Annotated in this window: 25 protein-coding genes; 15 read left to right on the top strand and 10 right to left on the bottom strand. The window is 73.4% G+C overall.

The features are described 5' to 3' along the window. The first annotated feature begins 32 nt into the window (after positions 1-32). The 4 genes from leuC to ACGFIQ_RS02580 all read left to right on the top strand — a co-directional run bounded on the left by leuC (position 33) and on the right by ACGFIQ_RS02580 (position 5,092). Positions 33-1,478: a 3-isopropylmalate dehydratase large subunit gene (leuC, locus tag ACGFIQ_RS02595; protein WP_393238092.1), complete on the top strand. Its 1,446-nt coding sequence runs from the start codon at positions 33-35 to the stop codon at positions 1,476-1,478. 14 nt (positions 1,479-1,492) lie between these two features. Continuing rightward, a complete protein-coding gene (leuD, locus tag ACGFIQ_RS02590; RefSeq protein WP_393238090.1) occupies positions 1,493-2,080 on the top strand; it encodes a 3-isopropylmalate dehydratase small subunit in 588 nt (195 codons plus the stop codon). Between the two features lie 172 nt (positions 2,081-2,252). Continuing rightward, the gene (locus tag ACGFIQ_RS02585; protein ID WP_393238087.1) at positions 2,253-2,951 is read left to right on the top strand and encodes an HU family DNA-binding protein; all 699 of its coding nucleotides are present in this window, start codon (positions 2,253-2,255) and stop codon (positions 2,949-2,951) included. 143 nt (positions 2,952-3,094) lie between these two features. After that, positions 3,095-5,092, top strand: coding sequence for an endonuclease/exonuclease/phosphatase family protein (locus tag ACGFIQ_RS02580; RefSeq protein WP_393238085.1), 1,998 nt, complete (start codon positions 3,095-3,097; stop codon positions 5,090-5,092). 9 nt (positions 5,093-5,101) lie between these two features. Here ACGFIQ_RS02580 and ACGFIQ_RS02575 read toward each other — a convergent pair whose 3' ends face one another. The 5 genes from ACGFIQ_RS02575 to cofC all read right to left on the bottom strand — a co-directional run bounded on the left by ACGFIQ_RS02575 (position 5,102) and on the right by cofC (position 10,847). Further along, positions 5,102-5,980 (bottom strand): NUDIX domain-containing protein, encoded by an 879-nt coding sequence (locus ACGFIQ_RS02575; protein WP_393238082.1) that lies wholly within the window; start codon positions 5,978-5,980, stop codon positions 5,102-5,104. Further along, positions 5,968-7,488 (bottom strand): CHAD domain-containing protein, encoded by a 1,521-nt coding sequence (locus ACGFIQ_RS02570; protein WP_393238079.1) that lies wholly within the window; start codon positions 7,486-7,488, stop codon positions 5,968-5,970. Before ACGFIQ_RS02570 ends, ACGFIQ_RS02575 begins: the two co-directional genes overlap by 13 nt. A 24-nt stretch (positions 7,489-7,512) precedes the next feature. After that, positions 7,513-9,873, bottom strand: a complete 2,361-nt coding sequence (locus tag ACGFIQ_RS02565; protein WP_393238077.1) for an RNA degradosome polyphosphate kinase — start codon at positions 9,871-9,873, stop codon at positions 7,513-7,515. A gap of 54 nt (positions 9,874-9,927) precedes the next feature. Next, on the bottom strand, positions 9,928-10,125 hold the full coding sequence (locus tag ACGFIQ_RS02560) for a cold-shock protein (protein ID WP_030335323.1): 198 nt from the start codon (positions 10,123-10,125) through the stop codon (positions 9,928-9,930). A 74-nt stretch (positions 10,126-10,199) separates the two neighbouring features. Beyond that, complete coding sequence (gene cofC / locus ACGFIQ_RS02555) at positions 10,200-10,847, bottom strand: 2-phospho-L-lactate guanylyltransferase (RefSeq protein WP_393238074.1); 648 nt, start codon at positions 10,845-10,847, stop codon at positions 10,200-10,202. Between the two features lie 128 nt (positions 10,848-10,975). Between cofC and ACGFIQ_RS02550 the strand changes: the two genes are divergently transcribed. The 5 genes from ACGFIQ_RS02550 (at position 10,976) to ACGFIQ_RS02530 (ending at position 16,100) form a co-directional block, all read left to right on the top strand. Further along, entirely contained in the window at positions 10,976-11,713 is a 738-nt protein-coding gene (locus ACGFIQ_RS02550; RefSeq protein ID WP_393238071.1) for a lysophospholipid acyltransferase family protein, read from the top strand. 58 nt (positions 11,714-11,771) lie between these two features. After that, positions 11,772-12,779 carry an NAD(P)H-dependent glycerol-3-phosphate dehydrogenase gene (locus tag ACGFIQ_RS02545; RefSeq protein WP_393238068.1) on the top strand — a complete coding sequence of 336 codons (1,008 nt, stop codon included), beginning with the start codon at positions 11,772-11,774 and terminating at the stop codon, positions 12,777-12,779. Positions 12,780-12,786: 7 nt separating this feature from the next. Next, entirely contained in the window at positions 12,787-13,905 is a 1,119-nt protein-coding gene (locus ACGFIQ_RS02540; RefSeq protein ID WP_393238066.1) for a cystathionine gamma-lyase, read from the top strand. Next, positions 13,902-14,693, top strand: a complete 792-nt coding sequence (locus ACGFIQ_RS02535; protein WP_393240315.1) for a putative protein N(5)-glutamine methyltransferase — start codon at positions 13,902-13,904, stop codon at positions 14,691-14,693. Before ACGFIQ_RS02540 ends, ACGFIQ_RS02535 begins: the two co-directional genes overlap by 4 nt. 357 nt (positions 14,694-15,050) lie before the next feature. After that, the gene (locus tag ACGFIQ_RS02530; RefSeq protein ID WP_393238063.1) at positions 15,051-16,100 is read left to right on the top strand and encodes an ROK family protein; all 1,050 of its coding nucleotides are present in this window, start codon (positions 15,051-15,053) and stop codon (positions 16,098-16,100) included. Positions 16,101-16,203: 103 nt separating this feature from the next. Here ACGFIQ_RS02530 and ACGFIQ_RS02525 read toward each other — a convergent pair whose 3' ends face one another. Both ACGFIQ_RS02525 and ACGFIQ_RS02520 read right to left on the bottom strand, forming a co-directional pair. Continuing rightward, positions 16,204-16,404, bottom strand: coding sequence for a DUF397 domain-containing protein (locus ACGFIQ_RS02525; RefSeq protein ID WP_393238060.1), 201 nt, complete (start codon positions 16,402-16,404; stop codon positions 16,204-16,206). 5 nt (positions 16,405-16,409) lie between these two features. Continuing rightward, positions 16,410-17,255 (bottom strand): helix-turn-helix transcriptional regulator, encoded by an 846-nt coding sequence (locus ACGFIQ_RS02520; protein WP_357077731.1) that lies wholly within the window; start codon positions 17,253-17,255, stop codon positions 16,410-16,412. A gap of 277 nt (positions 17,256-17,532) precedes the next feature. On the opposite strand from ACGFIQ_RS02520, the gene ACGFIQ_RS02515 reads away from it, so the two are divergent. Both ACGFIQ_RS02515 and ACGFIQ_RS02510 read left to right on the top strand, forming a co-directional pair. Continuing rightward, positions 17,533-17,751 (top strand): hypothetical protein, encoded by a 219-nt coding sequence (locus ACGFIQ_RS02515; RefSeq protein ID WP_393238056.1) that lies wholly within the window; start codon positions 17,533-17,535, stop codon positions 17,749-17,751. A gap of 194 nt (positions 17,752-17,945) precedes the next feature. Next, positions 17,946-19,046, top strand: a complete 1,101-nt coding sequence (locus ACGFIQ_RS02510) for a D-alanine--D-alanine ligase family protein (RefSeq protein WP_393238053.1) — start codon at positions 17,946-17,948, stop codon at positions 19,044-19,046. 48 nt (positions 19,047-19,094) lie between these two features. On the opposite strand, the gene ACGFIQ_RS02505 is transcribed toward ACGFIQ_RS02510, so the two are convergent. Continuing rightward, positions 19,095-19,787 carry a DUF3515 family protein gene (locus ACGFIQ_RS02505; RefSeq protein WP_393238050.1) on the bottom strand — a complete coding sequence of 231 codons (693 nt, stop codon included), beginning with the start codon at positions 19,785-19,787 and terminating at the stop codon, positions 19,095-19,097. Further along, positions 19,788-20,021 (bottom strand): Lrp/AsnC ligand binding domain-containing protein, encoded by a 234-nt coding sequence (locus ACGFIQ_RS02500; protein WP_013284547.1) that lies wholly within the window; start codon positions 20,019-20,021, stop codon positions 19,788-19,790. 153 nt (positions 20,022-20,174) lie between these two features. Between ACGFIQ_RS02500 and ACGFIQ_RS02495 the strand changes: the two genes are divergently transcribed. Beyond that, positions 20,175-21,107 (top strand): thiamine-phosphate kinase, encoded by a 933-nt coding sequence (locus ACGFIQ_RS02495; protein WP_393240312.1) that lies wholly within the window; start codon positions 20,175-20,177, stop codon positions 21,105-21,107. A 29-nt stretch (positions 21,108-21,136) separates the two neighbouring features. Then, positions 21,137-21,598, top strand: a complete 462-nt coding sequence (locus ACGFIQ_RS02490; RefSeq protein ID WP_393238047.1) for a GNAT family N-acetyltransferase — start codon at positions 21,137-21,139, stop codon at positions 21,596-21,598. Between the two features lie 100 nt (positions 21,599-21,698). Here the strand turns inward: ACGFIQ_RS02490 and rpmB are convergent, their stop codons facing one another. Beyond that, a complete protein-coding gene (gene rpmB, locus ACGFIQ_RS02485; RefSeq protein ID WP_091671657.1) occupies positions 21,699-21,890 on the bottom strand; it encodes a 50S ribosomal protein L28 in 192 nt (63 codons plus the stop codon). Positions 21,891-22,193: 303 nt separating this feature from the next. Here rpmB and ACGFIQ_RS02480 point away from each other — a divergent pair, with 303 nt between their 5' ends. Beyond that, positions 22,194-23,807, top strand: coding sequence for a DAK2 domain-containing protein (locus tag ACGFIQ_RS02480; RefSeq protein WP_393238044.1), 1,614 nt, complete (start codon positions 22,194-22,196; stop codon positions 23,805-23,807). Then, on the top strand, positions 23,804-26,002 hold the full coding sequence (gene recG, locus ACGFIQ_RS02475) for an ATP-dependent DNA helicase RecG (RefSeq protein ID WP_393238041.1): 2,199 nt from the start codon (positions 23,804-23,806) through the stop codon (positions 26,000-26,002). Before ACGFIQ_RS02480 ends, recG begins: the two co-directional genes overlap by 4 nt. Positions 26,003-26,129 lie beyond the last annotated feature (127 nt).

The raw sequence follows: 26,129 nt of genomic DNA, 5'->3' as shown, positions 1-26,129 counted from the left end.
GAAACTTACCTCCCAGAATTTAGGATGTCCAGATGGTGGGAGTCACTCCTGAGCCGAGGACCCTGGCCGAGAAGGTCTGGGACGCACACGTCGTACGATCCGCCGCTGGTGAGCCGGATCTGCTCTTCATCGACCTGCACCTGCTGCACGAGGTGACCAGCCCGCAGGCGTTCGACGGGTTGCGTCTCGCCGGGCGCCGGGTGCGTCGTACCGACCTGACCCTCGCGACCGAGGACCACAACACCCCGACCGGGTACGCCGACCCGGCGTTTCGCCTCCGCCGTGGTGACCTGCTCACCATCGAGGACCCCACGTCGCGTACGCAGATCGAGACGCTGCGCCGCAACTGCGCCGAGTTCGGGGTGCGGCTGCACCCGCTCGGTGACGACAACCAGGGCATCGTGCACGTGATCGGCCCGCAGCTCGGTGTCACCCAGCCGGGCATGACGATCGTCTGTGGCGACTCACACACCGCCACCCACGGCGCGTTCGGCGCGCTCGCCTTCGGCATCGGCACCAGCGAGGTGGAGCACGTGCTGGCCACCCAGACGCTGCCGCAGAGCCGACCGAAGACGATGGCCGTGAACGTGACCGGCCGCCTCGCCCCCGGCGTCACCGCCAAGGACCTGGTGCTCGCGCTGATCACCCAGGTCGGCACCGGTGGGGGGCGCGGGCACATCGTCGAGTACCGCGGCGAGGCGATCCGGGCCCTCTCCATGGAGGGGCGGATGACCATCGCCAACATGTCCATCGAGTGGGGTGCCAAGGCCGGCATGATCGCGCCGGACGAGACCACCTTCGCGTACCTCAAGGGTCGACCGAACGCGCCGCAGGGCGCGGACTGGGACGCGGCGCTGGCGTGGTGGCGGACGCTGCCCACCGACGACGGCGCGAGCTTCGACGCCGAGGTGACCCTGGACGCCAGCCGGATCACCCCGTTCGTCACCTGGGGCACCAACCCCGGGCAGGGGGCGCCGCTGAGCGCGCCCGTGCCGGACCCGGAGGAGTTCACCACCGACTCGGAGCGCGCCGCCGCTCGCCGTGCCCTGGAATACATGGACCTGCGCCCCGGCACCCCGCTGCGGGAGCTGCCCATCGACGTGGTCTTCGTGGGCTCCTGCACCAACGGTCGGCTCGAGGATCTGCGGGCCGCCGCCGACGTGCTGCGGGGGCACCAGGTCGCCGACGGCGTCCGGATGCTCGTGGTGCCCGGTTCCGCCGCCGTGCGGGAGGCCGCCGAGGTCGAGGGGCTGGACAAGGTCTTCACCGACGCCGGGGCCGAGTGGCGGTTCGCCGGCTGCTCCATGTGCCTGGGGATGAACCCCGACACGCTGAAGCCGGGCGAACGCTCCGCCTCCACCTCGAACCGCAACTTCGAGGGCCGTCAGGGCCGGGGTGGGCGTACCCACCTGGTCTCCCCGCCGGTCGCCGCCGCGACCGCCGTGGTCGGCCGGCTGGCCGCCCCCGCCGACCTGTAGAAGGGACCGAGGAGATGGACAAGTTCACCACCCACACCGGCACGGCCGTGCCGCTGCGGCGGTCCAACGTGGACACCGATCAGATCATCCCCGCCGTGTACCTCAAGCGGGTGACCCGTACGGGCTTCGCCGACGGGCTGTTCAGCGCGTGGCGGGAAGATCCGACATTCGTCCTCAACGATGAAAGCTATTCCGGTGCGTCGATCCTGATCGCCGGCCCGGAGTTCGGCACCGGCTCATCCCGGGAGCACGCCGTCTGGGCACTGCGGGACTGGGGCTTCCGCGCGGTGGTGGCACCCCGGTTCGGCGACATCTTCCGCGGCAACGCCCTCAAGGAAGGTCTGTTGCCGGTCGAGTTGGAATTGAAAGCCGTCGAAGAGCTGTGGGACCTGGTCGAGTCGGATCCGACCACCCCGGTGACCGTCGACCTGACCGCCCGCCAGGTCCGGGCCGGGGACGCCCACTGGTCGTTCCCGCTGGACGACTTCAGCCGCTGGCGGCTGCTGGAGGGCCTCGACGACATTGGACTCACCCTCCGCAACGTCGCCGACATCGACTCCTACGAGGCCCGGCGACTGCCGTTCCTGCCCTCCGTGGCATAGCCGTACGCCCGGCCGCACAGCGGATTTCACCCCCATCGGTCCGACCGGTGGGGGTGAATCCGTTACGACACAAGGGCTTTTTTCTACCGAATGTTTGTGTCCCGGCAGCGCAGGGCATAACGTGCGCGCAGAATGGCTCGCGACGAGTCAGTTGCACAATCGGGAGGAAGTCGTGAACAAGGCCGAGCTCATCGAGGCGCTCGCCGTTCGCCTGGGGGACCGGAAGACGGCGACGAACGCCCTCGAGGCGGTCCTCACCGAGGTCCAGGCGGCGGTCACCAAGGGCGAGAAGGTGGCGATCACCGGATTCGGAGCGTTCGAAAAGCGTGTGCGTGGTGCGCGAACAGCGCGCAACCCGCGGACCGGCGAGGCGGTGAAGGTCAAGAAGACATCCGTCCCGACCTTCCGCCCCGGCGCCGGTTTCAAGGAGATGGTGGCCAGCGGCAAGGTGCCGAAGGCCACGGTGGCGGCGAAGAAGACCGCCACCACCACCGCCGCGGCCAAGACGACCGGCACCAAGGCGACAAGCGCCAAGGCCGCGGGCACCAAGGCGACAAGCGCCAAGGCCGCGGGCGCCAAGGCCACGGGCAGCAAGGCAACCGCGGCCAAGGCGGCCAGCAAGAAGACCGCCCCGGCCAAGGCGAGCAAGACCGCCACGGCGACCAAGACGGTCGCCAACAAGAAGACCGCCCCGGCCAAGGCGAGCAAGAGCACCACGGCGACCAAGACGGCCGCCAGCAAGAAGACCACCGCGGCGAAGAAGACCACCGCGGCGACCAAGTCGACCACGGCGAAGAAGACCACCGCGGCGGCGAGCAAGAGCACGGCGGCCAAGAAGGCCCCGGCGAAGAAGGCGGCCAGCAAGCGCTGACCGAGCTTCTCCGAAAGGGCGTCCACCCGTTGGTGGACGCCCTTTCGGCGTACGAGGGAGCCGTTGACCCGGTCGGCTCGCTCGCGCAGAATCGCCGTGCCGGCCCCCCTCCGCCGGTCCGCCGACACGGAAATGGGGCGCCGGTGCGCTACCGCCAGGTCACCACCGGGACGCTCGCGCTGGGCGTCCTGCTCCTCATCGACGTGCTGCGCGTCTGGCTGCCCGGCATCATCACCATCTTCGGTCAGGCCGCCTCCACCCCGGCCGAGCTGATGGGTGCGTTCGCCCTCGGCTGGTTCGTGCTCGCGATGGGCGCACCGGCGGTGGTCCGGCGGGTGGGCGCCCGCCCGGTCACTGTCGTCGCCGCCGTCGTGCTCGCCCTCGCCCGGCTCGTGCTCACCACCGCGCCCGGAGGGCGTACGCAGCTCTGGCTGGCCACCGTCGGGCTGCTCGCCGGGCTGGTCTGGCTGGTCGGCGTCGCCGCCGACACCGACCGACCGGTCCCGGGGCTGGCATTGGGGCTCGCGGTCGACGCGGCGCTGCACGCGGTGCTGGACACCTTCGACCTGGTCTGGCGGGGCGACTGGGTGGCGTGGCTGCTCAGCTTCGTCGCGGTGGCGCTCTTCCTGTTCGGCACCATCCGGCCCGGCTCCCGGGCCGTGGCGGAGGCGTCCGCCTTCCCGGCCGATGAGCCGCGGGCCGAGATGGCGGGGTCCGGCGGTCGGGCGGGCGCTGGTGGCGTGCGGGCCTGGCTGCTGGCCGGGCCGGCGCTGCTGCTGGCCGGGATGGTGGCGCTCTCCCCGGCGCTGGCCCGGACCGGAATGTCGTACCTGGTCGCCGGCGACGGTGTGGCGCGCTCGCCGCTGCTCGGCATGGCACCGGTGCCGGTGGCGGTCGCGGGGTTCCTGTACACCGCCCTGACCCGGCCGCACGAGCGGTGGGGCCGAGCGTACGGGCCGGCGGCGCTGTTGGCCGGCGCGGTGCTGTTCGCCCTCCACCAGGGTGACCTGCTCCTCCCAGCCGTCCTGCTCGCCGCCGTCGGTCTCGGTGCCTGCCTCTCCCGCACCGACGACGCCACCCACCCGAACAGCGGCACCGCCGACGCTGCCGGTACCGCCGACGCTGCCGGCGCTGACGGGGATGACCGGAGGTGGGCGGCCCGCCGGGGGTACGCGGTCGCCACCGGCATGCTCGTCTTCGCGCTGGGGGCGGTCGGGTACTACTCCGCCTACGATCTCGGGTACCCCAACGCGGCGGTGCCCGTGCTGGTGGCGGTGCTGGTCGCCGTCGTGGCGTTCGCCGCCCGTCCCGTCGTGCACCGCCTCCCCGGGCCGTTTGCGCCGCTGCGGGCCACGGCCGCGGTCACCGCGCTGGCCCTGCTCGCGCCGGTGTTCGCCGACGACGTGCCGGTGGCCAGCAACCGCGAAGGTCCACCGAAGCGACTGACCGTGGTGGCGTACAACATCCGGATGGGTTTCGGGCTGGACGGACGGTTCGACCTGGCCGGGCTCACCGACGCCGTCGACCGGCAGCGGCCGGACGTGGTGTTGCTCAGCGAGGTGGACCGGGCCTGGCTGCTCAACGGCGGGCACGACACCCTGGACCTGCTGGCCGACCGGCTCGGTATGGCGTACGTCTTCGGGCCGGCCGCCGACCCGGTCTGGGGCGACGCGGTGCTCAGCCGTTGGCCGGTCACCGATCTGCGGACCCGTGCCCTGCCGGCCGTCGGGGCACCCACCGGCGCGCAGGCACTCGCGGTCACGCTGGACCTCGGTGCCGGCGTCCGTACCGCAGTGGTCAGCACCCACCTGCAACCTCCGCCCGGGCAGGGCCCGGTGGTCCAGGCCCGCGCGGTCGCCACCTTCGCCACCGAGTACGCGGCCGGCCGGCCCCTGGTGGTGGCGGGCGACCTGAACACGGAGCCGGGTGACGAGGCGTTCGAACAGTTCACCGGCGCCGGTCTGGTCGACGCGTTGGCAGCCGCCCGGCCGCTGGCGACGAGCCCCGCCGACGACCCGCGCGAGCAGATCGACCACGTCTTCGTCTCGCCCGGCCTCACCGCGACCGACCCGGTCGCACCCCGCGGCACGGCCAGCGACCACCTGCCGGTCGCGGTGACCCTGACCCTCCCGCCCCGCTGACCGCCGCGCCTAGAGGCGGTCGGCGGCGAGCAGCCGGTCGCCGCTGAAGGCGAGCAGCCAACCGCCGCCCTTGGGGGTGGCGAAGTCCTCGTCGGTGCGGCCGGTCAACCGTTTCAGGGCACCCGGCAGCACCTTGCCCTGGCTGCACACCGCCACCTGCCCACCGGCGCTGGCCAACTCCAGCACGGTGGCGGCGGTGGCGAGGATCTGCTCGTCGGGCTGCTGGCCGGGCTGTGGCTCGTCCAGGTCGCCGCAGATCTCGATCGGCAGGTCGAGCAGCGCGGCGGCCGGGTCCAGGGTCTGCACGCAGCGTCGCGGCGACGCCGACACCAGCCGGGCCGGTCGGATCAGGGTGATCAGACCGGCAAGCGCGCTCGCCTGGGCCCATCCCTCGGCGTCCAGGGGCCGGCCGACGTCCGGACCGGACCAGGTGGCCCGTTTTCCGGCGTGTGCGTGCCGGACCAGCGCGACAGTCGCGGTCACCGCCGGCAGCGCGGCGAACGCCGCCAACACCTCGGCGTCGTGCGGGTAGCTGACCAACTGGATCGCGTCGTCCACCGCGAGCCAGCGCATGTCGTCCACCTCGGTGTCCGGTTGGAAACCGCCACTGTCCACCGCGAGCATCGACCAGTAGTCGACAAGCTTGGCCTGCCCCTCGCTGCGGTAGCGCACCGACGGCAGCCGGACCTGCGGTACGCCCCGCACGTCGGCCTCCTCGGCCACCTCGCGGACCGCGGCGGCGAGTGCGTGCTCGCCCGGCTCCAGCTTGCCCTTCGGCAGCGTCCAGTCACCGTAGCGGGGGCGGTGCACCACGCAGACGCGGACACCGTCGGCCGAGGGCCGCCACGGCACCCCGCCCGCCGCCCGGATGCCGGTCACGGCAGCCAACTGGTCCGCCGCCGTCGGGTGGCCCGGTGCCAGGCGCCCGGGAAGAGGGCCCGCATCCGGCGTACCGACTGGCGTTCGCGCTCGGCCAGCCGCCCGGCGGTGACCGCCAGGTCGTGGTCGTCCGGCCGCTCGGCGGCGATCTCCAGCCAGGTGTCCGCCGCCACCGCCGCATCCTGGTGCTCGCCGAGCACGTCCTGCACGCCGGCGAGGGCGCGGGACAGCCGGCGCGCACCCTTGCCGACGGTCGAGGCCACCGCGTTCACCGCGTACCGGGCCTGTTTGCCCTCCTTGCGAACGGCGTGCCAGCGGTCGTCCGGTGCCTCGGCGTCGAGCCCGTCGACGCCGTCGGGCCCGGTCAGCCGCCGCCACGGGCGGGCCACCAGCGCGGGCAGCGCCTGCGCCGCGGGGGCAGCCGCCCGACGGGTGAACCGGGGCGTGCGGGCGGCCAGCACCAGCGAGTCCACCAGGGCCAGGTAGCGCGGGGAGCGCAACGCCTCGTCGATGGCGGCGAGCGCCCGCCGCTGCCGTTGGGCGAGCACCTCGTCCAGCCGCTCCACCGCGCCCTGGTCGAGCGGGCTGAGCGGGTCGGCGCTCGCGGTGTCGCGCAGCCGCTCGCGCAGCACCTCGGCATCGCGGGCCGCGCCGAGGACACCGGCCAGCCAGCGCAGCTCGTCGCGCAGCGGGCGGGACCAGGCCCTGCGGAGCAACGGCTTGAAGGTACGCAGGTCACTGCGCAGTCGCCGACAGGCCACCCGCATCTGGTGCACGGCGGTGTCGCCACCGCCCGCCGGGGCGCGCAGCCGGACCAGCGGGTCGTGCGCCAACAGTCGGCGGATCTCCTTGCGGACCGCCTCGGTCACCACGTCGCCGGCGCTCGGCTCGGCGGTCAGCCCGGCCGGCGCGACCAGGTCCGGGTCGGCCTGCGCCGGCGCCCCCAACGCCCGTACGTGCTTCGGGGTGAACGTGCCGCTCTGGGCGCCCGCCTCGCGCAGCACCGCGCCGACCCGGTCGAGCAGTGCCCGGTCGCCGGACTTGAACTCCACCTCCAACTCGCGGAACGTGCCGGTGGCGGCGCCGGTGTCGTCGAGCACTGTCACCCGGTCGTCCACCACCTCGGCGAGCACCGTGCCGGCCCTGTCACACACCTCGTACGCGTGCCGGACCGTCTGGACCACCGTCACCGGTGCCAGCGGCGCCCCCCGGTGCAGGACGGTGACCAGCTCGACCAACTCCGGCGGCGGCTGGCCCTTGGGCCCGGGGCGGGAGATCTCGTGCCGGACGCCCGGCGTCCCGGTGGGAAGCTTCACCGTCCACGGCTGCCCGTCGCCCCGGCGGTGGCGCAGCGAGGCACCGGCGCGGGCCAGCCGCAGGTCGACCGTGTCGAGATAGCGCGCGACGAGCGTCACCGGTGGCAGCTCCCGGACCCGACCCCCGGCCGGTGCCGTGGGGGCCAGGTCCGGCAGCACGTAGGCGTCGTCCACCTCGTACTTCTGTTCCTCCTCGACCATCGGTTCAGCCTAGGCGTTGATCGGTCAACTGGCCGTGCCACCGACCCGGCGCAGCAGCAGTTCCTGCAGGTGGGCCCGCGCTTTTGTGTCTTCGCCGGTACGCCGGGTCCAGGTGCCGTCGGCGGCCAGTTCGAACGCGTCCACGTCGGGGCTCATCGCGGCGGTCAGCACGTGGTCCAGCTCGGCGCGGGCGATCGGGTCGCTCACCCGCACCAGCGCCTCCACCCGGCGGTCGAGGTTGCGGTGCATCAGGTCGGCGGAGCCCATCCAGAACTCGGCCTCGCCGTTGTTGCCGAACCGGAAGACCCGGGAGTGCTCCAGGAAGCGACCGAGGATCGAGCGGACGCGGATGTTCTCCGACAGGCCCGGCACCCCCGGGCGCAGGGTGCACATGCCCCGGATGAGCAGGTCGACGTGCACGCCGGCCTGGGAGGCCCGGTACAGCGCGTCGGTCACCCCCTCGTCGACAAGCGAGTTGACCTTGAACTGGACCAGGCCGGGCATGCCCAGTCGGACGTGCGAGATCTCCCGCTCGATCCGCTCGACGAGCCCGCTGCGGATGCCCTGCGGGGCGACCAGCAACCGCCGGAACGCGGTCTGCCGGCTGTACCCGGTGAGCACGTTGAACAGGTCGGTCAGGTCCGCGCCGATCTCCGGGTCGGCGGTGAGCATGCCGAAGTCCTCGTACAGCCGGGCCGTCTTCGGGTGGTAGTTGCCGGTGCCGATGTGGCAGTAGCGGCGGATCTGGTTGCCCTCCTGCCGGACCACCAGCGCGGTCTTGCAGTGCGTCTTCAGGCCGACCAGGCCGTACACCACGTGGCAGCCGGCGCGTTCCAGCGTGCGGGCCCAGCCGATGTTGGCCACCTCGTCGAACCGGGCCTTCACCTCCACCAGCACCACCACCTGCTTGCCGGCGGCGGCGGCGTCGACCAACGCGTCGACGATCGGGGAGTCGCCGCTGGTGCGGTAGAGGGTCTGCTTGATGGCCAGCACGTTCGGGTCGGCGGCGGCCTGCTCGATGAAGCGCTGCACGCTCGTGGCGAACGAGTGGTACGGGTGGTGCACCAGGATGTCCCCGTCGCGCAGGGTGGAGAAGACGCTGCGTGGCACCTCGCCCTCGGCGAGCCGGGGGTGCGTGGCCGGCACGAACGGCGGGTCCTTGAGGTCCGGCCGGTCGGCCTCGCCGTAGACCTGCCACAACGCGGACAGGTCCAGCAGGCCGGGCACCCGCAGCACGTCCTGGTCGTCCATGTCCAGCTCGCGAAGGAGCAGCTCCAACATGTGGTCGGAGATCGACGCGGCGACCTCCAGGCGGACCGGTGGGCCGAACCGTCGCCGGGCCAGTTCCCGCTCCAGGGCCTGGAGCAGGTCCTCGTCGCGGTCCTCGTCGACCTCCACCTCGGCGTTGCGGGTGACCCGGAACAGGTGGCACTCGACCACCTGCATGCCGCTGAACAGCTGGCCCAGGTGCACCGAGATCAGGTCCTCCACCGGCAGCATCCGCACGCCCGGCTGGTCCCGGTCCACCCGGACGAAGCGGGGGACGTTGTTGGGCACCTTCACCCGGGCGAACAGCTCCGAACCCCCGTCCGGGTCGCGAACGGCCACCGCCAGGTTCAACGACCGTCCCGAGATGTACGGGAACGGGTGCGCCGGATCCACCGCGAGCGGCGTCAGCACCGGGAAGATGTGCTCCCGGAAGTAGGTGCGCAGCCGCTCCCGCTCGGGGTCGCCCAGCTCGGCCCAGCGCAGGATGCGGATGCCCTCGTCGGCCAGCCTGGGCAGCACGTCGTCGACGAAGCAGGCGGCGTGCCGGGCACCCAGTGCGGCGGTCCGGTCGGCGATCAGCTCCAACTGGGTACGCAGGGGCAGCCGGTCCCCGCCGCGCACCGGCAGGCCGGCGGAGAGCCGCCGCTTCAGCCCGGCGATGCGCACCATGTAGAACTCGTCCAGGTTGCTCGCGAAGATCGCCAGGAACTTGGCCCGTTCCAGCAGCGGGGTGCGCTCATCCTCGGCCAGGGTGAGCACCCGGGCGTTGAAGTCGAGCCAGGAGAGCTCCCGGTTGAGGAAACGGTCCTCCGGCAGCGGCGGGGCCGCCGGCGGTTCGTCGTCGTCCTCCTGGGCGCCGGTCGGTAGGTCGCTCGGCAGGACCGGGTGGACGTCACCGGCGGCCGGGCCGTCCGCCTCGATCACCGGCGCGGGGTCGAGGACCTCGTCCAGCCCGGAGGAGGCGGCGCCGGGGTCGTCGGCGAGGGTGTCGGCGCGGGCGGCGCCGGCCCGTTCGGCACGGGACGGGCGGAAGCGGCCGTCGGTACCGCGTGCGCGGGAGCCGTTGCGGAGGTCGGTGGCGGGCGGGTTGGCCGGGTGCTCGCGAGGGGTGCTCACCCGCTCATAATCACCCGATTACGGTAAACGCAAAATGAACTTGGGCTCGCCGGGTCAGATCATCGTCGGCAATGTCACCCGGACGACCTCGCCGTCGGGATCGGTGTCGATGCGAACCCGCTGGCCAAGCCGGAGAAGCCGCAGCCCGGAGGCGTCGAAGGCCCGGGCGGGGAAGCGCATCTCGGTGCCGTCGTCGAGCAGCAGGACTCCGCTGCGCGTCGCCGCGTCATAGCTGGCCACCGTGCCCTGCATGCTGGCACCGTACACCCGGCGGTCAGCCCGCCGTGCGGGCCGTGCGGGTCAGCCCGCCGTGCGGGCCGTGCGGGTCAGCCCGCCGTGCGGGCCGTGCGGCCGGCGGTGACCAGGGCGGCGGTGCGCGGCCCCAGCCCGAGCCGGGCGGCGGCGGTCAGGTCCGCGGCGGTGTCCACGTCCCGGCGCAGGCTGGGCCAGTCGCCGGTGAGCGGCAGCGCCCCGCTCGCCTCGTGTGCGACCGCCGAACCCACCCCGAAGCGAGGGTCCAGCGCGACACCGGGCGGGGCGGTGAGCAGCACCGTGCCGCTGCCGGGCGCGTCGGGCACGAAACGGCGTACCGCGGGTCGCCCGTTACGCGCGGCGAGCAGCGCACCGGCCAGCTCGGCGGGGCGCAGCGCCGGCAGGTCCGCCGTGAGCCCGGCCACCCACCCGGCGGTCGTCGCGGTCGCGCCGTGCCGGAACGCGGCGTTCAGTCCGGCGGCCGGCTCGTCGGGCAGCACCCGCGCGCCGGCGGCCCGCGCCGCATCCGCCACCCGGGCGTCGTCGGTCACCACCAGGGCCTCGGCGACCGCCGGGCAGGCCAGCACCGCGCGGAGCGTGTCGGCCGCCAGGGCCAGCGCCAGCTCCTCGTGGGGTACGCCCGGCAGCGCGCCCCGCAGCCGGCTCTTGGCCGCTGCCAGATGCTTCACCGGCACCACCACGGCCCACCTCGGCTGACTCACGCCCGCAATCCTGCCAGCCCGACGGCGGGACCCTCGCTGGCCGTACCGGGGGCGAGCAGGCATGATTTCCGCTGCGGGTGTCGCGGGCGGGGTTTCGCGGCGGGGTTGGGGCGCGACGAGGAGGCAGAGTGGCACGGCGGAGGCTGGGGTTCTGGCAACGGTTCGCCGTGGGGCTGGTGAAACCGGTGATGACCGTGTGGACCCGGCGGACCTGGCGTGGCCAGGAGCACCTCCGGCGCGACGGCGGCATGATCATCGTGGCGAACCACCTCTCGCACGCCGACCCGCTGGTCTCCGCGCACTTCATCTACGATTCCGGGCGCTGGCCGCAGTACCTGGGCAAGGCCAGTGTGTTCCGGGTGCCGGTGGTCGGCTGGATCCTGCACCGGTGCCGGCAGATCCCGGTCGAGCGGGGCAGCGTCGACGCGGTCCGCTCGCTGGACTCCCTGGTCGCCGCCCTCGACCAGGGTGGCGCCGTGGTGATCTACCCGGAGGGCACCACCACCCGACAGCCGGAGCTGTGGCCGATGAAGGCCAAGACCGGGGCCGCCCGGCTGGCTCTGGCCACCGGCGCTCCCGTCGTGCCGGTGGTGATGTGGGGGCCGGAGCGGCTCTTCGACCCGCGGACCAGCCGCGTCAACCCGCGCCCGCGGATCCCGGTGACGGTTGTCGCCGGGGAACCGATCGACCTGAGCCGGTGGGCGGACGCCCAGCCGACCCGGGTCACCCTCGAGGAGATGACGGACACCATCATGTTGCGGCTGCGGGACATGCTCGGCGAGATCCGCGGCGGCACCCCGCCGCCGCTGTGGGAGCGACCGGCCCGGTCCTCCGCCGGGCACGAGCAGCAGGGTGAAGCGGCGTGAACGGGCGAGGCGTCAGCTCCGGCACCGGGGCCGCCCCGACGCGCTCCGGAGCGGTCGCGTGACCGGCCACGTCGCGGTGCTCGGTGCCGGTTCCTGGGGCACCGCGTTCGCCAAGATCCTCGCCGACGCGGGGCGGGACGTGACGGTGTGGGCCCGTCGTGCGCCGGTCGCCGAGAGCATCCGGACCGAGCGTCGCAACCGGGAGTACCTGCCCGGCGTGCTGCTGCCGGCCCGGGTCACCGCCACCGCCGACGCGGCCGAGGCGATCACCGGCGCCGAGGTGGTGGTGCTGGCCGTGCCCTCGCAGACCCTGCGCGGCAACCTCGCCGAATGGGCCGGGCACCTGCACCCCGACTCGACACTGGTGTCGCTGATGAAGGGCATCGAGCTCGGCACCACCAAACGGATGAGCGAGGTCATCGTGGAGACCGCCGGGGTCGCCGCCGACCGGGTGGTCGTCGTCTCCGGCCCGAACCTGGCTCCGGAGATCGCCGCCGAGCAGCCCGCCGCGACAGTGGTCGCCGGGACGAACAGCCACCGCACCGTGCTCGTGCAGTCGTCGATCCGGACGCCGTACCTGCGCCCGTACACCAACGACGACGTGATCGGCTGTGAGCTGGGCGGGGCCGTCAAGAACGTGATCGCCCTGTCGTACGGCATCGCCACCGCGATGGGTTTCGGCGACAACACCCGGGCCATGCTGATGACCCGGGGGCTGGCCGAGACGGCCCGGCTGGGCGTGGCGCTCGGCGCGGACCCGATCACCTTCGCCGGCCTCGCGGGCATGGGCGACCTGGTCGCCTCCTGCTCGTCCCCGCTGGCCCGCAACCGCACCTTCGGCGAGCACCTGGGCCGCGGCGAGACGTTGGAACAGGCCCAGGCCGCCACCCGGCAGACCGCCGAGGGTGTGAAGAGTTGCCTGGCTATCCGGGACCTGGCCCGGGCGCACGGTGTGGAGATGCCGATCACCGAGCACGTCGAACGGATCTGCCACGAGGGGATGGACCCGCGCCTCGCCGTGGAGACCCTGATGAGCCGGACCGCCAAGCCCGAGTCGTACGAGTGAGGACCCGATGAGCGAACTGGGTGACGGCACCCGCTGCGTCCGCGCCGGCCTGCCCGAGCCGGCACCGGGGGACCCGTTCCTGCCCGGGCCGGTCTTCGCCGCGCCGTACCACCTCGACCCGTGGCAGGGCCAGGGCACGTCGCCGAACGGCTACGGTCGCCCGGACAACCCGACCCGACGGTTGCTGGAGGCGGCCGTGGGCGAGTTGGAGGGTGGGGACTGTCGGGTCTTCGCCACCGGTCAGGCGGCCATCACCGGGACGCTGCTCACTCTGCTGCGCCCGGGCGACACCGTGGTGCTGCCCGCCGACGGCTACTTCCCCGTCCGGGCGTTCGCCACCGCCGTGCTGGAGACGATCGGCGTGCGGGTGCTCTTCGTGCCGACCGTGGGGCCGTACCCGTCCTTCGAGGGCGTCCGGCTGGTGCTTGTGGAGACCCCGGCCAACCCGGGTCTGGACGTGGTCGACGTCGCCGCCCTGGCCGAGCAGGCCCACGCCGCCGGTGCGCTGCTCGCGGTGGACAACACCACCGCCACCCCGCTCGGTCAGCGCCCGCTGGACCTCGGTGCCGACCTGGTGGTCGCCTCCGGCACCAAGGCGCTCACCGGTCACTCCGACCTGCTGCTGGGCTACCTGGCCAGCCGGTCCACCGAGCTGATCGAGGCGGTCACGACCTGGCGTACCGCCACCGGCTCGGTCCCGGGCGCGTTCGACGCCTGGCTGGGGCACCGGTCGCTGGCGACCCTCGACCTGCGCCTGGCCCGGCAGAGCGCGAACGCCGCCGCCGTCGCCGACCTGCTCGCCGACCGGCCGGACGTGACAGGCCTGCGCTGGCCGGGGCGGCCGGACGACCCGGCGTACCCGGTGGCCTCGGCGCAGATGCGCCGGATGCCCGGGGTGCTCTCCTTCGACCTGGGTGACGCCGACCGGGTGGGCCGGTTCGTCGCCGCAGCCCGACTGGTGGCGGCGGCCACCTCCTTCGGTGGGCTGCACACCACCGCGGACCGGCGGGCGCAGTGGGGTGACGACACCGCCCCCGGCTTCGTCCGGCTGTCCTGCGGTGTGGAGGACACCCCCGACCTGGTGGCCGACATCGCCGCCGCGTTGGACGCCGCCGGGCCGGTCTGAGGGGACCGGTGGTATCCATCGACCGGCTCTCCCTGGTCAGCCGGCTGCGCGCCGCCGGCTGCGTCTACGCCGAGGACGAGGCCGAGTTGCTGCTGGCCGCCGCGGACACCCCGGCGGTGCTGGCCGACCTGACCGACCGTCGGGTGGCCGGCGAGCCGTTGGAGTACCTGCTCGGTTGGGCGGAGTTCTGCGACCGGCGGATCGCCGTCGACCCGGGCGTCTTCGTGCCGCGCGCCCGGACCGCCCTGCTGGTCGAGCTGGCGGCCGAGGTGACCGGCCCGGCTCCGGCCGTCGTCGACCTGTGCTGCGGCTCCGGGGCCACCACCGTCGCGCTGGCGCACCGGCTCGCTCCGCGCTGGCTGGCCGCCGCCGACATCGACCCGGCGGCCGTGGCGTGCGCCCGCCGCAACGTCGCCGGGCTGGCCGTCGAGGTGTACCAGGGTGACCTCTTCGCGCCCCTGCCCGCGCGCTGGCGGGGTCGGCTGGACCTGGTGGTGGCCAACGCCCCGTACGTGCCGACCGACGCGGTGGCGCTGATGCCGCCGGAGGCACGGCTGCACGAGGCCCCGGTGGCACTCGACGGCGGCCCGGACGGGCTGGCCGTGCTGCGCCGGGTGGGTGCCGAGGCGGCCGACTGGTTGGCGCCCGGTGGGCACCTGGTCGTCGAGGCCGGCGTCACGCAGGTGACAGCGCTCTGCGCGGCGTTCGAGGCAGCTGGGCTGGTGCCGGACGTGCGGCAGGACGAGGACCTGGACGGCACCGCGGTGACTGCCCGACGGCCCGACTGAGCCCGCGTCGCGGACGGCACCGCGTCGGCCGCTCCTCGGTCGAGGGCAGGGCCTGCCGGGACCCCTTGCGCGTCCTTTGCTCTGCACCCGCCCGCGCACCACGAACGGTCCGTAACCGGCGCATGGGCGGGTGCAGAGCAAAGGCGGGTAGGAGGAGGGTGGGGGCGAGACCTGGCGGCGGCGCCACGGCACCGTCGAGCTGGCCGCGGCACGCGCGAGACCAGATCTTCTGGTCAAACGGGACGTGCGGTGACGCTTGTCGGTACCTCTGCCATCCGGCGGGTGGCCGGGCGTGGCGGGGGAGAGGGGTTGGCACTAGCCTCGGCTCACACTCTTACGGGCGGGAGGCGGTTTTCGGTGGGCAGCGCAGGGGTGCCGGTGGTCGTCGGGCTGGACAACGGCGGCACCAGCAACAACGCCACAGTGCTGACGGTGGACGGCCGCTTCCTGGTGGACGGGCTGTTGGAGATCCCCAGCGAGGTGCGGGCCGGGCCGGAGACGGCGATCGAGGCGCTGGCCCGGGCTCTGGACGGTGCCCTGGCGCAGACCGGCGTGCCGCGTGAGCTGGTCCGGGCGGTCGGACTGGACACGCCCGGCCCGGCGAGTGCCGACGGCGTCATCTCGTCGCGGGGTTCCACCAACTTCTCGCAGCCGGCCTGGCGGGGCTTCGACGTGCGGGGCGCGTTGGAGCGACGCCTCGGCCTGCCGGTGATCTACCACAACGACGGCAACGCCGCCGCGCTCTACGCCCACCACGTGCACTTCGGCGACGACGCGATGAACCGCTCGTCGGTCTCCGCGATCGTCGGCACCGGGCTCGGCGGCGGTGTGGTCGAGGGCGGCCGGGTGATCGCCGGTGCCGCCGGGATGGCCGGGGAACTCGGTCACGTGCACATCCCGCTGGGTGGGCTGCTCGGCCCGGGGCAGGGGGAGCCCAGCTGCGCCTGCGGCTTCACCGGGGACGTGGAGAGCATCGCCTCGCTGACCGGCATCGAACGCAATCTGCTGCCGTACTGGCTGACCCGCTATCCCGACCACCCCCTTGCCGCCGAGCCGGTGGCCCGGGCCGCGAAGTTGGTCCGGGGGCACGGCGAGCGCGGGGACGCCCTCGCGCGGGACCTCTTCACCCAGCAGGCGATGGCGCTGGGCCGCCTGTTCACCGTCGCGGCGAACTTCACCGATCCGCACGCGTACTTCGTCGGTGGTGGGGTGGTGGAGGCGACGCCGGAGTTCCGCGACTGGTTCCTGGCGACGGTCCGCGAGCACACCGTGCTTCGGGAGGAACAGGCGGCGGTGGCCACCTTCGCGCTGGTGCCGGACCGGGACATGGCCGGCGCCCGGGGCGTGGCGATCGCCGCGTTGGAGGCGCTCCGTGCCGTCCCGGAGCCCCGTCCGCTTGTCGCCTGAGCCTGAGCCCGCCCCGGCCGCCGCGCCCGGTGGTCAGCGGGGCGGGCGGTCGGGGCGGCGGGTTGGTGGTGCGGCCGGTCGGGTCAGCGTTGCGGCCTCCCGGTCACCGCAGGGGTGGTGCCTGGGCGAAGACGGCCCAGGCGGCCGGCGGGAACAGCAGCGCCGGGCCGGCCGGGTCCTTGGAGTCGCGGACGGCCACCAGCCGCGGGATCGCGGCCACCTCCACGCAGGCGCCCTCGTCGCCGCTGCGGCTGCTCTTGCGCCACGCCGCCGCGGACAGGGCCGCTGTGATCGTCGGTGTCATCGGTCTTACCGTCCCTTCAGGGCTGTCAGGAGCATTCCGCGGCTGTCGGCCGGGCTGAGCGCCACGCTTCGGAGATGCTCCATGATCTTGGTGCAGGTCCGCGTCTCGCCGGCTCGGTCGAGGATCATCTGGCCGGCGACGGTCTCCACCGAGGCGATGATCGGATCCTCCGGATCGGCGAACTCGAGGATGTGCAGCGAGCCTCGGGTGCCCCGGTGGTAGCCGGCGGAGAGCGGGATCACCTGAACGGTGATGTTCGGCAACTCGGCCATCTTGACCAGGTGCCGCAGTTGGCCGTCCATCACCGACTGCTCGCCGACCGGGCGTAGCAGCGCGCCCTCGTCGATGATCGCGTCGAGGATGGGCGGGTCGTCGCCGGTGAGCCGCTGTTGCCGATCGAGTCGGACCTTGACCCGCTGCTCCACCAGGTCGTCGCCGAGGGTGTGCGGGCCACCGCGCATCACGCCACGGATGTAGTCCGCGGTCTGGAGCAGGCCGGGCACCACCGAGGGTTCGAAGTTGGCGATGGCGGTCGCCTCGGCCTCCAGCGCGATGAAGTCGATGGTGCGCGGATCGAGCAGGTAGGAGTACGAGACCCACCAGCCTGGCTTGCGGGCGTCCTTGGCGAGTTGCACCGCGGCGGCCACCTCCTCGGCGCCCACCCCGTACGAGGTGAGCAGCGCGCGCACGGTGGCCGGGGTGACCAGGGACTGGGCGTTCTCGTACCGGGAGAGGGTGCTGCGGGTGCTGTTGATCTCATCCGCCGCGGTCTCCAGTGTCAGGCCGGCGGCTTCCCGGTGGTGGCGCAGGGCGATGCCGAGCCGGCGGGCACGGGCTGTCTTCGGGGCCATGCATCGATGGTCGCACACATTCGTGAGAACGTCTGCATGGGAGAGTGGCGATGAGAGTTGCATTCATGGCTGTCCACGTGTCAATCTGTTAGCGCGTCCTCACCGCCGGTTGTCGTGGCGACGGTGGTGGTGAGCGACCGGAGGGATGGGGCGCGCGGCGATCGGGTTTCTCCCCCGTGCCCGATCGTCGCGTGCCGCGCCATCCCGGCCCGCCGGAAGGAGACGACGACGTGCGTACCGTTCCGGAGCCCCCCGCCGTGCGGCTGGTCGGCCCTCGATGACCCGCTTCCTGGTGGTGCTCACCGACGTGCGCTCGGCCCAGGGCATCGACCGCGACGAGCGGACCGCGCCGGAGCGCCGCCGCCAGGTGGTCGGCGCCAGCAGCCGGGAGGCCGCCGACCGGATCGCCGGAGCGTTCATGGCGCTGGGCATGGTGCGCGCCGGTCGACAGCGGGTGAAGGTGATCGCCGTCGGCCGCCGGCACTCCCGCGACTGAGCGGGCACGATGACCGATCTGTCGCACGGCAATAGTCCCGTTACGCACCGTATATCCTGTGCTGGCCAATCGCCGTGTCGCGCTGCGGCTCGCCGGGTATCGCCTCGCCCTATCGCCACGCACAGTAAGGTCAACCGGGTGAGCGCCACCCGCGAGCACGACCAGCCGCAGTCGCGTACGAAGAGGTGACCGGAGTGACCACCCCAGGCAAAACCCGCGTGGCGATCGTCTTCGGCGGCCGCAGCCCGGAGCACGGCATCTCCTGCGTCAGCGCCGGCAGCGTGTTCGGCGCACTCGACCCGGACGAGTTCGAGGTGGTGCCGGTCGGCATCACCCGAGCCGGCCAGTGGGTGCTGACCAGCGGAGATCCCGCCCAACTCGCGATCAACGCCCGTCAGCTACCGGAGATCACCGCCGACTCCGGCGACGACATCGTGCTGCGCGCCGACCCCACCGGCAACGGGCTGATGGTGCTCGACCCGACCGAGGGCCCCCGCGTGCTCGCCGACGTCGACGTGGTCTTCCCGGTGCTACACGGCACGTACGGCGAGGACGGCACCATCCAGGGCATGCTGGAGATGGCCGGCATCCCCTACGTCGGGGCGAACGTGTTCGCGTCCGCGGCCGCGATGGACAAGGAGTTCACCAAGAAACTCTGCGCCGTCGAGGGCATCCCGGTCGGCACGTACGCCGTGCTGCGCAACGGGATGACGCTCACCGAGCAGGACAAGGAGCGGCTCGGGCTGCCGGTCTTCGTCAAGCCGTCCCGGGCCGGGTCGTCGTTCGGCATCACCCGGGTCACCGACTGGGCGGATCTGGACACCGCCGTCGCCGCCGCCCGGCAGTTCGACCCGAAGGTCATCATCGAGGCCGCGATCGTCGGCCGCGAGGTCGAGTGCGGCGTGCTGGAGGGCGAGGCCGGCGGCGCGCCCGAGGCGTCGGTCCTGGCCGAGGTGCGGGTCGTCACCGACCACGACTTCTACGACTTCGAGGCGAAGTACCTCGACGACTCCTGCGAGTACGACGTTCCGGCCAACCTGCCGGAGCGGGTGACCCGCCAGGTGCAGGAGTACGCGGTCCGCGCGTTCACCGCGCTGGACTGCGCCGGCCTGGCCCGTGCCGACTTCTTCGTCACGCCCGAGCTGGACGTCTACCTCAACGAGATCAACACGATGCCCGGGTTCACCCCGACGTCGATGTTCCCGCGGATGTGGGCGGCCTCCGGCCTGGAATACCCGAAGCTCGTCAACCGGCTGATCCGTACCGCCCAGCGGCGCGGCGTCGGCCTGCACTGAGTCGCCCGGCCCCGCTCGCGCAGGTCAGCCGGCGCGGACGGGGTCAGCTCAGCGCTGGCAACCGGAGGGGATGGCGCCGCCGGACGGCACGCTCGCCACGATCGTGCTGGAGATCGGTGACACCCACTGCAACGGCTGCTCGTACGAGCGCGGAATCCGCACCGCGACCGGCGTCTCCCGGTCGACGGTGGTGAGCACGGTCTCCGCGCCCTGCTCGGCCAGGTGCCAGCAGACCCGGTTGACCGTCCAGACCTCGTCGGTGGCGGGGAACGTCGGCTCGGTGCCGCCGCAGGCCACGGTGAGCGCGGGGTCGCCGTACGCGGCGTTCTGCTCCGGGCCGGCGGTGACCGGCCGCTGGGCCAGGTCGCGGATGGTCGTCGGCAGCTGGGAGAGCAGGGCCCGGCAGACCACGGCCGGGCGGGCGGCCAGCGCCGGGGCGGCCATCTCCACCGGGGCGGTGGACTGCACCCGGGCGGTGGTCGCGGACGGGGACGGCGCGGCGGCCGGCGTGTCCGGGGCGAGCTTGGTGACGGCCAGCACGGCCACCAGCAGCGTGACCGGCACCGCGATCAACGTGGCCACCAGAGCGGCGCCACGATTGCTCCGGTCCCGGCCGACCGGCGCGGCGGCGGCCGGGTCGGCCGGCTCGCGGATACCGTCAGCCGGCTCGCGTGTCCCGTCGGACGTGTCGCGTGGGCCGTCGTCGTCCACCGCAGCGGAGGAGCTCGTCATCTCGTCCACCTACAGCCGCACCACCGAACACGTGAGGGTGCGCGTGATGCCGGGCACCATCTGCACCTTGCTGACAATGAGTTTGCCGAGTTCGTCGACGGTGTTCGCCTCGGTGAGGACCACCACGTCGTACGGCCCGGTGACGGCGTCGACGCGCACCACACCGGCGAGGTCCGCGATGAGACCCGCCACGTCGCGTGCGCGGCCGACCTCGGTCTGGATGAGGATGTACGCCTGTACCACGAGTAGACCTCCGTCCGTCGCCGCTCAGGAGCGGCCCGAACGGTGAAACTACCTTACGGAGCAGGTCCGATCCCTATCGGTGGTCAAGGAGCAGCGGTGAGCGAGCACGGCGGAGCCGGGCAGCGCGGACGGAACGCCGGCGGGGGCACCAGCGTGTCCGGGATCGGGGAGTTCGGGCTGATCGGAAGGATCACCGCGCGACTGACGTACGGACCGACGACCCTGCTCGGCCCCGGCGACGACGCCGCGGTGGTGGCCGCGCCGGACGGACGGGTGGCGGCCTCCACCGACGTGCTCGTCGACGGGCGGCACTTCCGGCGGGACTGGTCCTCCGCCCGTGACGTCGGACACCGGGCGGCGGCGGCCAACCTGGCCGACATCGCGGCGATGGGCGCCACACCGACAGCCCTGCTGGTTGCCCTCTGCATGCCCGCGGACCTGGACACCGGCTGGGCGGAGGAGTTGGCAGACGGGCTCTCCGCCGAGGCGGCCACGGTCGGTGCGAGCGTCGTCGGCGGCGACATGTCGGCCAGCCCCACCCTGACCGTCGCGGTCACCGCGCTGGGCGACCTGCAGGGCCGCCCGCCCGTGCTGCGCTCGGGTGCCCGCCCGGGGGACGTGCTCGCCCTGGCCGGGCGAATCGGGTACGCGGCAGCCGGGCTGACCGTGCTCACCCGGGGCTTCCGCACCCCCCGGCTGCTGGTCGAGGCGTACCGGCGGCCACAGGTTCCCTACCCGGCCGGGCCGCTGGCCGCCCGGCTCGGCGCCACGTCGATGATCGACGTGTCGGACGGGCTGCTCGCCGACCTCGGGCACGTGTCGGCGGCCAGCGGGGTCGCGATCGACGTGCGCCGCGCCGCGTTCGAGATACCCCGGCAGATGGCCGACGCGGCGCAGGCCCTCGGCGTCGACCCGTACACCTGGATCCTCACCGGTGGCGACGACCACGCGCTGGTCGCGACCTTCCCGCCGGGGGTGGTGTTGCCGCCGGACTGGCGGCCGATCGGAGTGGTCACGGACGGTGTCGGGGTGACTGTCGACGGCGCACCCCACGACGGCCCGGCCGGCTGGGACCACTTCCGGTGAGGCCCGGCGCCGGTCGTATTCTGGATACCGTGAGTGAGATTGAGATCCGGGCCGTGCGGTTCGACGCACCTGTGGCGCAGCAGCTGATCCATGCCGCACTGGCCGACCTCGGTGTCCGCTACGGCGGCTCCGGTGACGACACCCCGGTCGCCGCGACCGAGTTCGAGCCGCCCGACGGCGCGTTCCTCGTCGCCTATCTGGCCGGCGACCCGGTCGGCTGCGGTGGCTGGCGCAGCCACGGCGCGGACACCGCAGAGCTGAAGAGGATGTACACGGCCCCGGCGGCGCGGGGGCGGGGCGTGGCCCGCGCCGTGCTGGCGGCCATCGAACGCTCGGCCCGTGAGCAGGGCCGCAAGCGGGTGGTGCTGGAGTGCGGTGACAAGCAGCCCGAGGCGATCGCCATGTACGGCTCCGCCGGTTACGAGCGGATCCCGAACTTCGGCTTCTACAAGGACGCGGAGGGCTGCATCTCCTTCGGCCGCACGCTCTGAGCCGGGGTCTTCGGCGCTGGTGTCGCGGGAGCACGACAGAGCCGGCGGACCTCAGGGTCCGCCGGCTGAGCCGTACGAGAAGTTTTGTGGTGCCGCCGCGTCAGGCGCGGGTGACCTTGCCGGCCTTGATGCACGAGGTGCAGACCTGCAGCTTCTTGGTGTTGCCGCCACCGGCCGGGGTGCGCACCGACTGGATGTTCGGGTTCCAGCGGCGGTTGGTCTTCTTCTTGGACCAGGGCACGTTGTGGCCGAAGCCCGGCCCCTTGCCACAGACGTCGCACACGCTAGCCACGGGATACTCCTGGGATTGAAACGTTCATGAGGTTGCCGGCAGAGGTGCTGCACGGGCAACCGCGTCAGCCTACCCGATGCCCCGCCGAGGTGACCAACCGCCCTGGCCCGGTGATCAGCCGCCCCTCCGCACGTGGGCGGTGGTCGGCCCGCCGGGTGGCGGCGGTGGTTCCGGCGGCAACTGTACCCGGAGGGCGGATCCCGTCCGCCCGGGCCAGGGGGGGGCGGCCCGGCCGGGTGCGGGGTAACCGGACACGCCGGACGAGCCCGGCGCGTGTCGGTGCGCGCCAGTAGGCTTCTGGCCGTGCTGGACACCCTCGACGCCGCTGCGGTGCGCCGTTGGTGTGCGGGTGGGCTGGCCGCGCTGAAGCGTCACCAGGGTGAGATCGACAGGCTGAACGTCTATCCGGTGCCCGACGGCGACACCGGCACCAATCTGGTGCTCACCCTCACCTCCGCCCAGCAGGCACTCGCGATGGATCTGGACACCCTCCCCGACAGCGGCCCGACGGCGCACGGGCACGCGCTGCGGCTGATGGCCCAGGGCGCGTTGCTCGGGGCACGGGGCAACTCCGGGGTGATCCTCGCGCAGATCCTGCGGGGGTTCGCCGACGAGCTCGCCGTGGCCCCGGCGGTGCGTGGCCGGGAGTTGGCCGCCGCGCTGCGCTCCGGCACCGCCGCCGCGTACACCGCTGTCGCCCGGCCGGTCGAGGGCACCCTGCTCACCGTGGTCGCGGCGACCGCCGCCGCGGCCGACCGGGCCGACAGCGACGACCTGCCGGCGGTGGCCCGCCTCGCGGCCCGGGCGGCGGCCGAGGCGCTCGCCCGGACCCCGGAGCAGTTGCCGGCGCTGGCCCGCGCGGGCGTCGTCGACGCGGGTGGGCGGGGGCTCTGCGTGCTGCTGGACGCCCTGGTGGAGGTGCTGACCGGGGAGAGCACCGCCGGGCCCGCACCGACGCCGCGCTCCGCCCGGCCGGCGGCCACCGTCGCCCGGGAGGCCGGTTCCGACGAGTACGCGTACGAGGTGCAGTTCCTGCTCGACGCGGGGGCCGAGGCGGTGGCCGGGATGCGGCGGGCGCTTGCCGCACTTGGGGATTCGCTCGTCGTCGTCGGCGACGGGCGCGAGCCGGAGGGCACCTGGAACGTGCACGTGCACGTCAACGACGTGGGCGCGGCGGTCGAGGCGGGTGTCGCCGCCGGCCGCCCGTACCGGATCTCGGTGACCCGCTTCGCCGACCAACCGGAGCCGCCCCGCGGCCCGGTGTCGGACGGCCGGGCCGCGGTGGTGGTGGCCACCGGCGGCGGCATCGCCGAGTTGTTCGCCGCTGAGGGCGCGACTGTGGTGCCGGGCAACCCGTCCACGGGTGAGCTGCTGGACGCGATCCGTGGCACCGGCGCGGCCCGGGTGGTGATGCTGCCCAACGACCCCAACACCCAGGCGGTGGCGAGCGCGGCAGCCCGTGAGGCGCATCGACACGGCATCAAGGTGAGCGTGGTGCCGACCCGCTCGCCCGTGCAGGCGCTGGCCGCCCTCGCGGTCCGCGACGCCGACCGCCGCTTCGAGGACGACGTGATCGCGATGGCCGAGGCCGCCGGGGCCTGCCGTTACGCCGAGGTCTGCCATGCCAGCCGGGAGGCGCTGACCGTGGCCGGCCCGTGCCGTCCGGGCGACGTGCTGGCGCTTGTCGAGGGTGAGGTGCACCTGATCGGCACCGACCTCACCGACACCTGCGCGGCAGTTGTCGACCGGATGCTCGGCGGCGGGGGCGAGCTGGTCACCCTGCTGGCCGGGGCCGACGCTCCGGCCGGGCTCACCGATGCCGTCCGCGCGCACGTCGCGAGGCGCTGGCCGTTCGTCGAGGTGCACACGTACCCGGGCGGCCAACCGTTTTATCCGCTCCTGGTAGGGATCGAATGAGCGAACCAGCCACCGTGGACACTCCGCTGAAGAAGCTGGTCGGGGACAAGACAGCCAAGGCGCTGGCCGCGCACCTCGACCTGCACACCGCGGGTGACCTGGTCTACCACTTCCCGCGTCGCTACGACGAGCGTGGCGAGCACACCGACATCCGCTCGCTGGACGTCGGTGAGCAGGTCACCGTGCTGGCCCAGGTGCAACGCACCGCCGTGCGCCCGATGCGGCAGCGACGGGGCAACCTGCTGGAGGTGACAGTCGGCGACGGTTCCGGTGGGCTGCTGACGTTGACCTTCTTCGGCAACCAGGCGTGGCGCGAGCGGGAGCTGCGCCCCGGCCGGTGGGGGCTGTTCGCCGGCAAGGTCACCGAGTTCCGGGGCAACCGGCAGCTCAACGGCCCGGAGTACGTCCTGCTCGGCGAGGGTGGTGACGGCGAGGCGGCGGCCAACGGCGAGATCGAGGAGTTCGCCGGTGCGCTGATCCCCGTCTACCCGGCCGCCGCGGCGGTGCCGACCTGGGTGATCGCGCGGTGTGTGCGGGTCGTGCTGGACACGTTCACCCCACCGGACGATCCGCTGCCCGGCGAGGTGCGCGCCAGCCGCAAGCTGGTCGGGTTGGGCACCGCGTTGACGGAGATCCACCGGCCGTCCAGCAAGGAGGCACTGTACCGGGCGCGGCGGCGGCTCAAGTGGGACGAGGCGTTCGCCGTCCAGTTGACCCTGGTGCAGCGCAAGCACCGGGCGGCGGACTGGCCGGCCCGGCCCCGCCCGACGCGCCCCGGCGGGCTGTTGGACGCCTTCGACGCCCGACTGCCGTACGAGCTGACGGCCGGTCAGCGCGACGTCGGCGTGGAGATCGCCGCAGATCTCGCCACCCCGCACCCGATGCACCGGTTGTTGCAGGGTGAGGTGGGTTCGGGCAAGACCGTGGTGGCGTTGCGGGCGATGCTCCAGGTGGTCGACGCGGGCGGGCAGGCCGCGCTGCTGGCACCCACCGAGGTGCTGGCCGCCCAACACCACCGCGGCATGCTCGACCTGCTCGGGCCGCTCGGGCGGGCCGGCGAGCTGGGTTCCGCCGAGCACGCCACCCGGGTCGAGTTGGTCACCGGCTCACTGGGCGCGGCGGCCCGCCGGCGGGCGCTCGGCGAGGTGGCAAGTGGCGCCGCAGGCATCGTGCTGGGCACCCACGCCCTGCTCTACGAGGGAGTCGACTTCGCCGACCTCGGCCTGGTGGTCGTCGACGAGCAGCACCGCTTCGGCGTGGAGCAACGCGACGCCCTGCGGGCCAAGGCCGACCAGCCGCCGCACGTGCTGGTGATGACGGCCACCCCGATTCCGCGCACGGTGGCGATGACCGTCTACGGCGACCTGGAGGTCTCCACCCTCTCCCAACTGCCCCGGGGGCGGTCGCCGATCGCCTCGCACGTGGTGCCGGCCGCCGAGAAACCCGCCTATCTGGACCGGGCCTGGCGTCGACTGCGCGAGGAGGTGGCCGCCGGCCACCAGGCGTACGTGGTGTGCCCGCGGATCGGCGACGGGCCGACCAGCGACGAGGAACCGCCGCCGGAGGACGACAACGGCCGACGGCCGCCGGTGGCGGTGACCGAGGTGGCCCCGCTGCTGGCCGAGGGGCCGCTGCACGGCCTGCGGATCGGGGTGCTGCACGGTCGCCTGCCGGCCGACGAGAAGGACGCCGTGATGCGCTCCTTCGCCGCCGGTGACCTGGACGTGCTGGTGGCGACCACCGTGATCGAGGTCGGCGTGGACGTGCCGAACGCGACAGTGATGATCGTGCTGGACGCCGACCGGTTCGGGGTCTCCCAACTGCACCAGCTGCGGGGCCGGGTCGGCCGGGGCGCCGCCGCCGGGCTCTGCCTGCTGGTCAGCGAGGCGGCCGAGGGCTCGTCGGCACGGGAACGGCTGGACGCGGTGGCGTCCACGAGCGACGGCTTCAAACTCGCCGAGTTGGATCTGGAGCAGCGCCGCGAGGGCGACGTGCTGGGTGCGACCCAGTCCGGGCACCGCTCGCACCTGCGGCTGCTGTCGCTGCGCCGCGACGCCGACCTGATCCGCGACGCCCGCGCCGAGGCGATCACCCTGATCGAGGACGACCCGGACCTGACCCGCAACCCGGCGCTGGCCGCCTCGGTGGCCGCACTCGTCGACGAGGAACGCGCCGAATACCTGGAGAAGGGCTGAGGCGTCTGCCAACTTTCTTCTGGCGGAATACACCGAGGGGGGGGGGGGGGGGGGGGGGGGGGGCGCGCGGGGGGGGGGGGGGGGGGGGGGGGGGGGGGGCGGGGGCGGGGGGGGGGGGGCGCGCGGC

Source organism: Micromonospora sp. NPDC048898, from assembly GCF_043198035.1.
Classification (GTDB): Bacteria; Actinomycetota; Actinomycetes; order Mycobacteriales; family Micromonosporaceae; genus Micromonospora.
Note: the sequence above shows the minus strand (reverse complement) of the source record. Positions and strands in the feature narration are given on the sequence as shown.

Coding starts and splice junctions, on each gene's coding strand:
- ACGFIQ_RS02520 (WP_357077731.1), bottom strand. CDS start 17,255: ATGGCCCCGAAGACAGCCCGTGCCCGCCGGCTCGGCATCGCCCTGCGC.
- ACGFIQ_RS02570 (WP_393238079.1), bottom strand. CDS start 7,488: ATGGTCGAGGAGGAACAGAAGTACGAGGTGGACGACGCCTACGTGCTG.
- leuD (WP_393238090.1), top strand. CDS start 1,493: ATGGACAAGTTCACCACCCACACCGGCACGGCCGTGCCGCTGCGGCGG.
- ACGFIQ_RS02560 (WP_030335323.1), bottom strand. CDS start 10,125: ATGCAGGGCACGGTGGCCAGCTATGACGCGGCGACGCGCAGCGGAGTC.
- leuC (WP_393238092.1), top strand. CDS start 33: ATGGTGGGAGTCACTCCTGAGCCGAGGACCCTGGCCGAGAAGGTCTGG.
- ACGFIQ_RS02515 (WP_393238056.1), top strand. CDS start 17,533: ATGACCCGCTTCCTGGTGGTGCTCACCGACGTGCGCTCGGCCCAGGGC.
- ACGFIQ_RS02540 (WP_393238066.1), top strand. CDS start 12,787: ATGAGCGAACTGGGTGACGGCACCCGCTGCGTCCGCGCCGGCCTGCCC.
- recG (WP_393238041.1), top strand. CDS start 23,804: ATGAGCGAACCAGCCACCGTGGACACTCCGCTGAAGAAGCTGGTCGGG.
- ACGFIQ_RS02525 (WP_393238060.1), bottom strand. CDS start 16,404: ATGACACCGACGATCACAGCGGCCCTGTCCGCGGCGGCGTGGCGCAAG.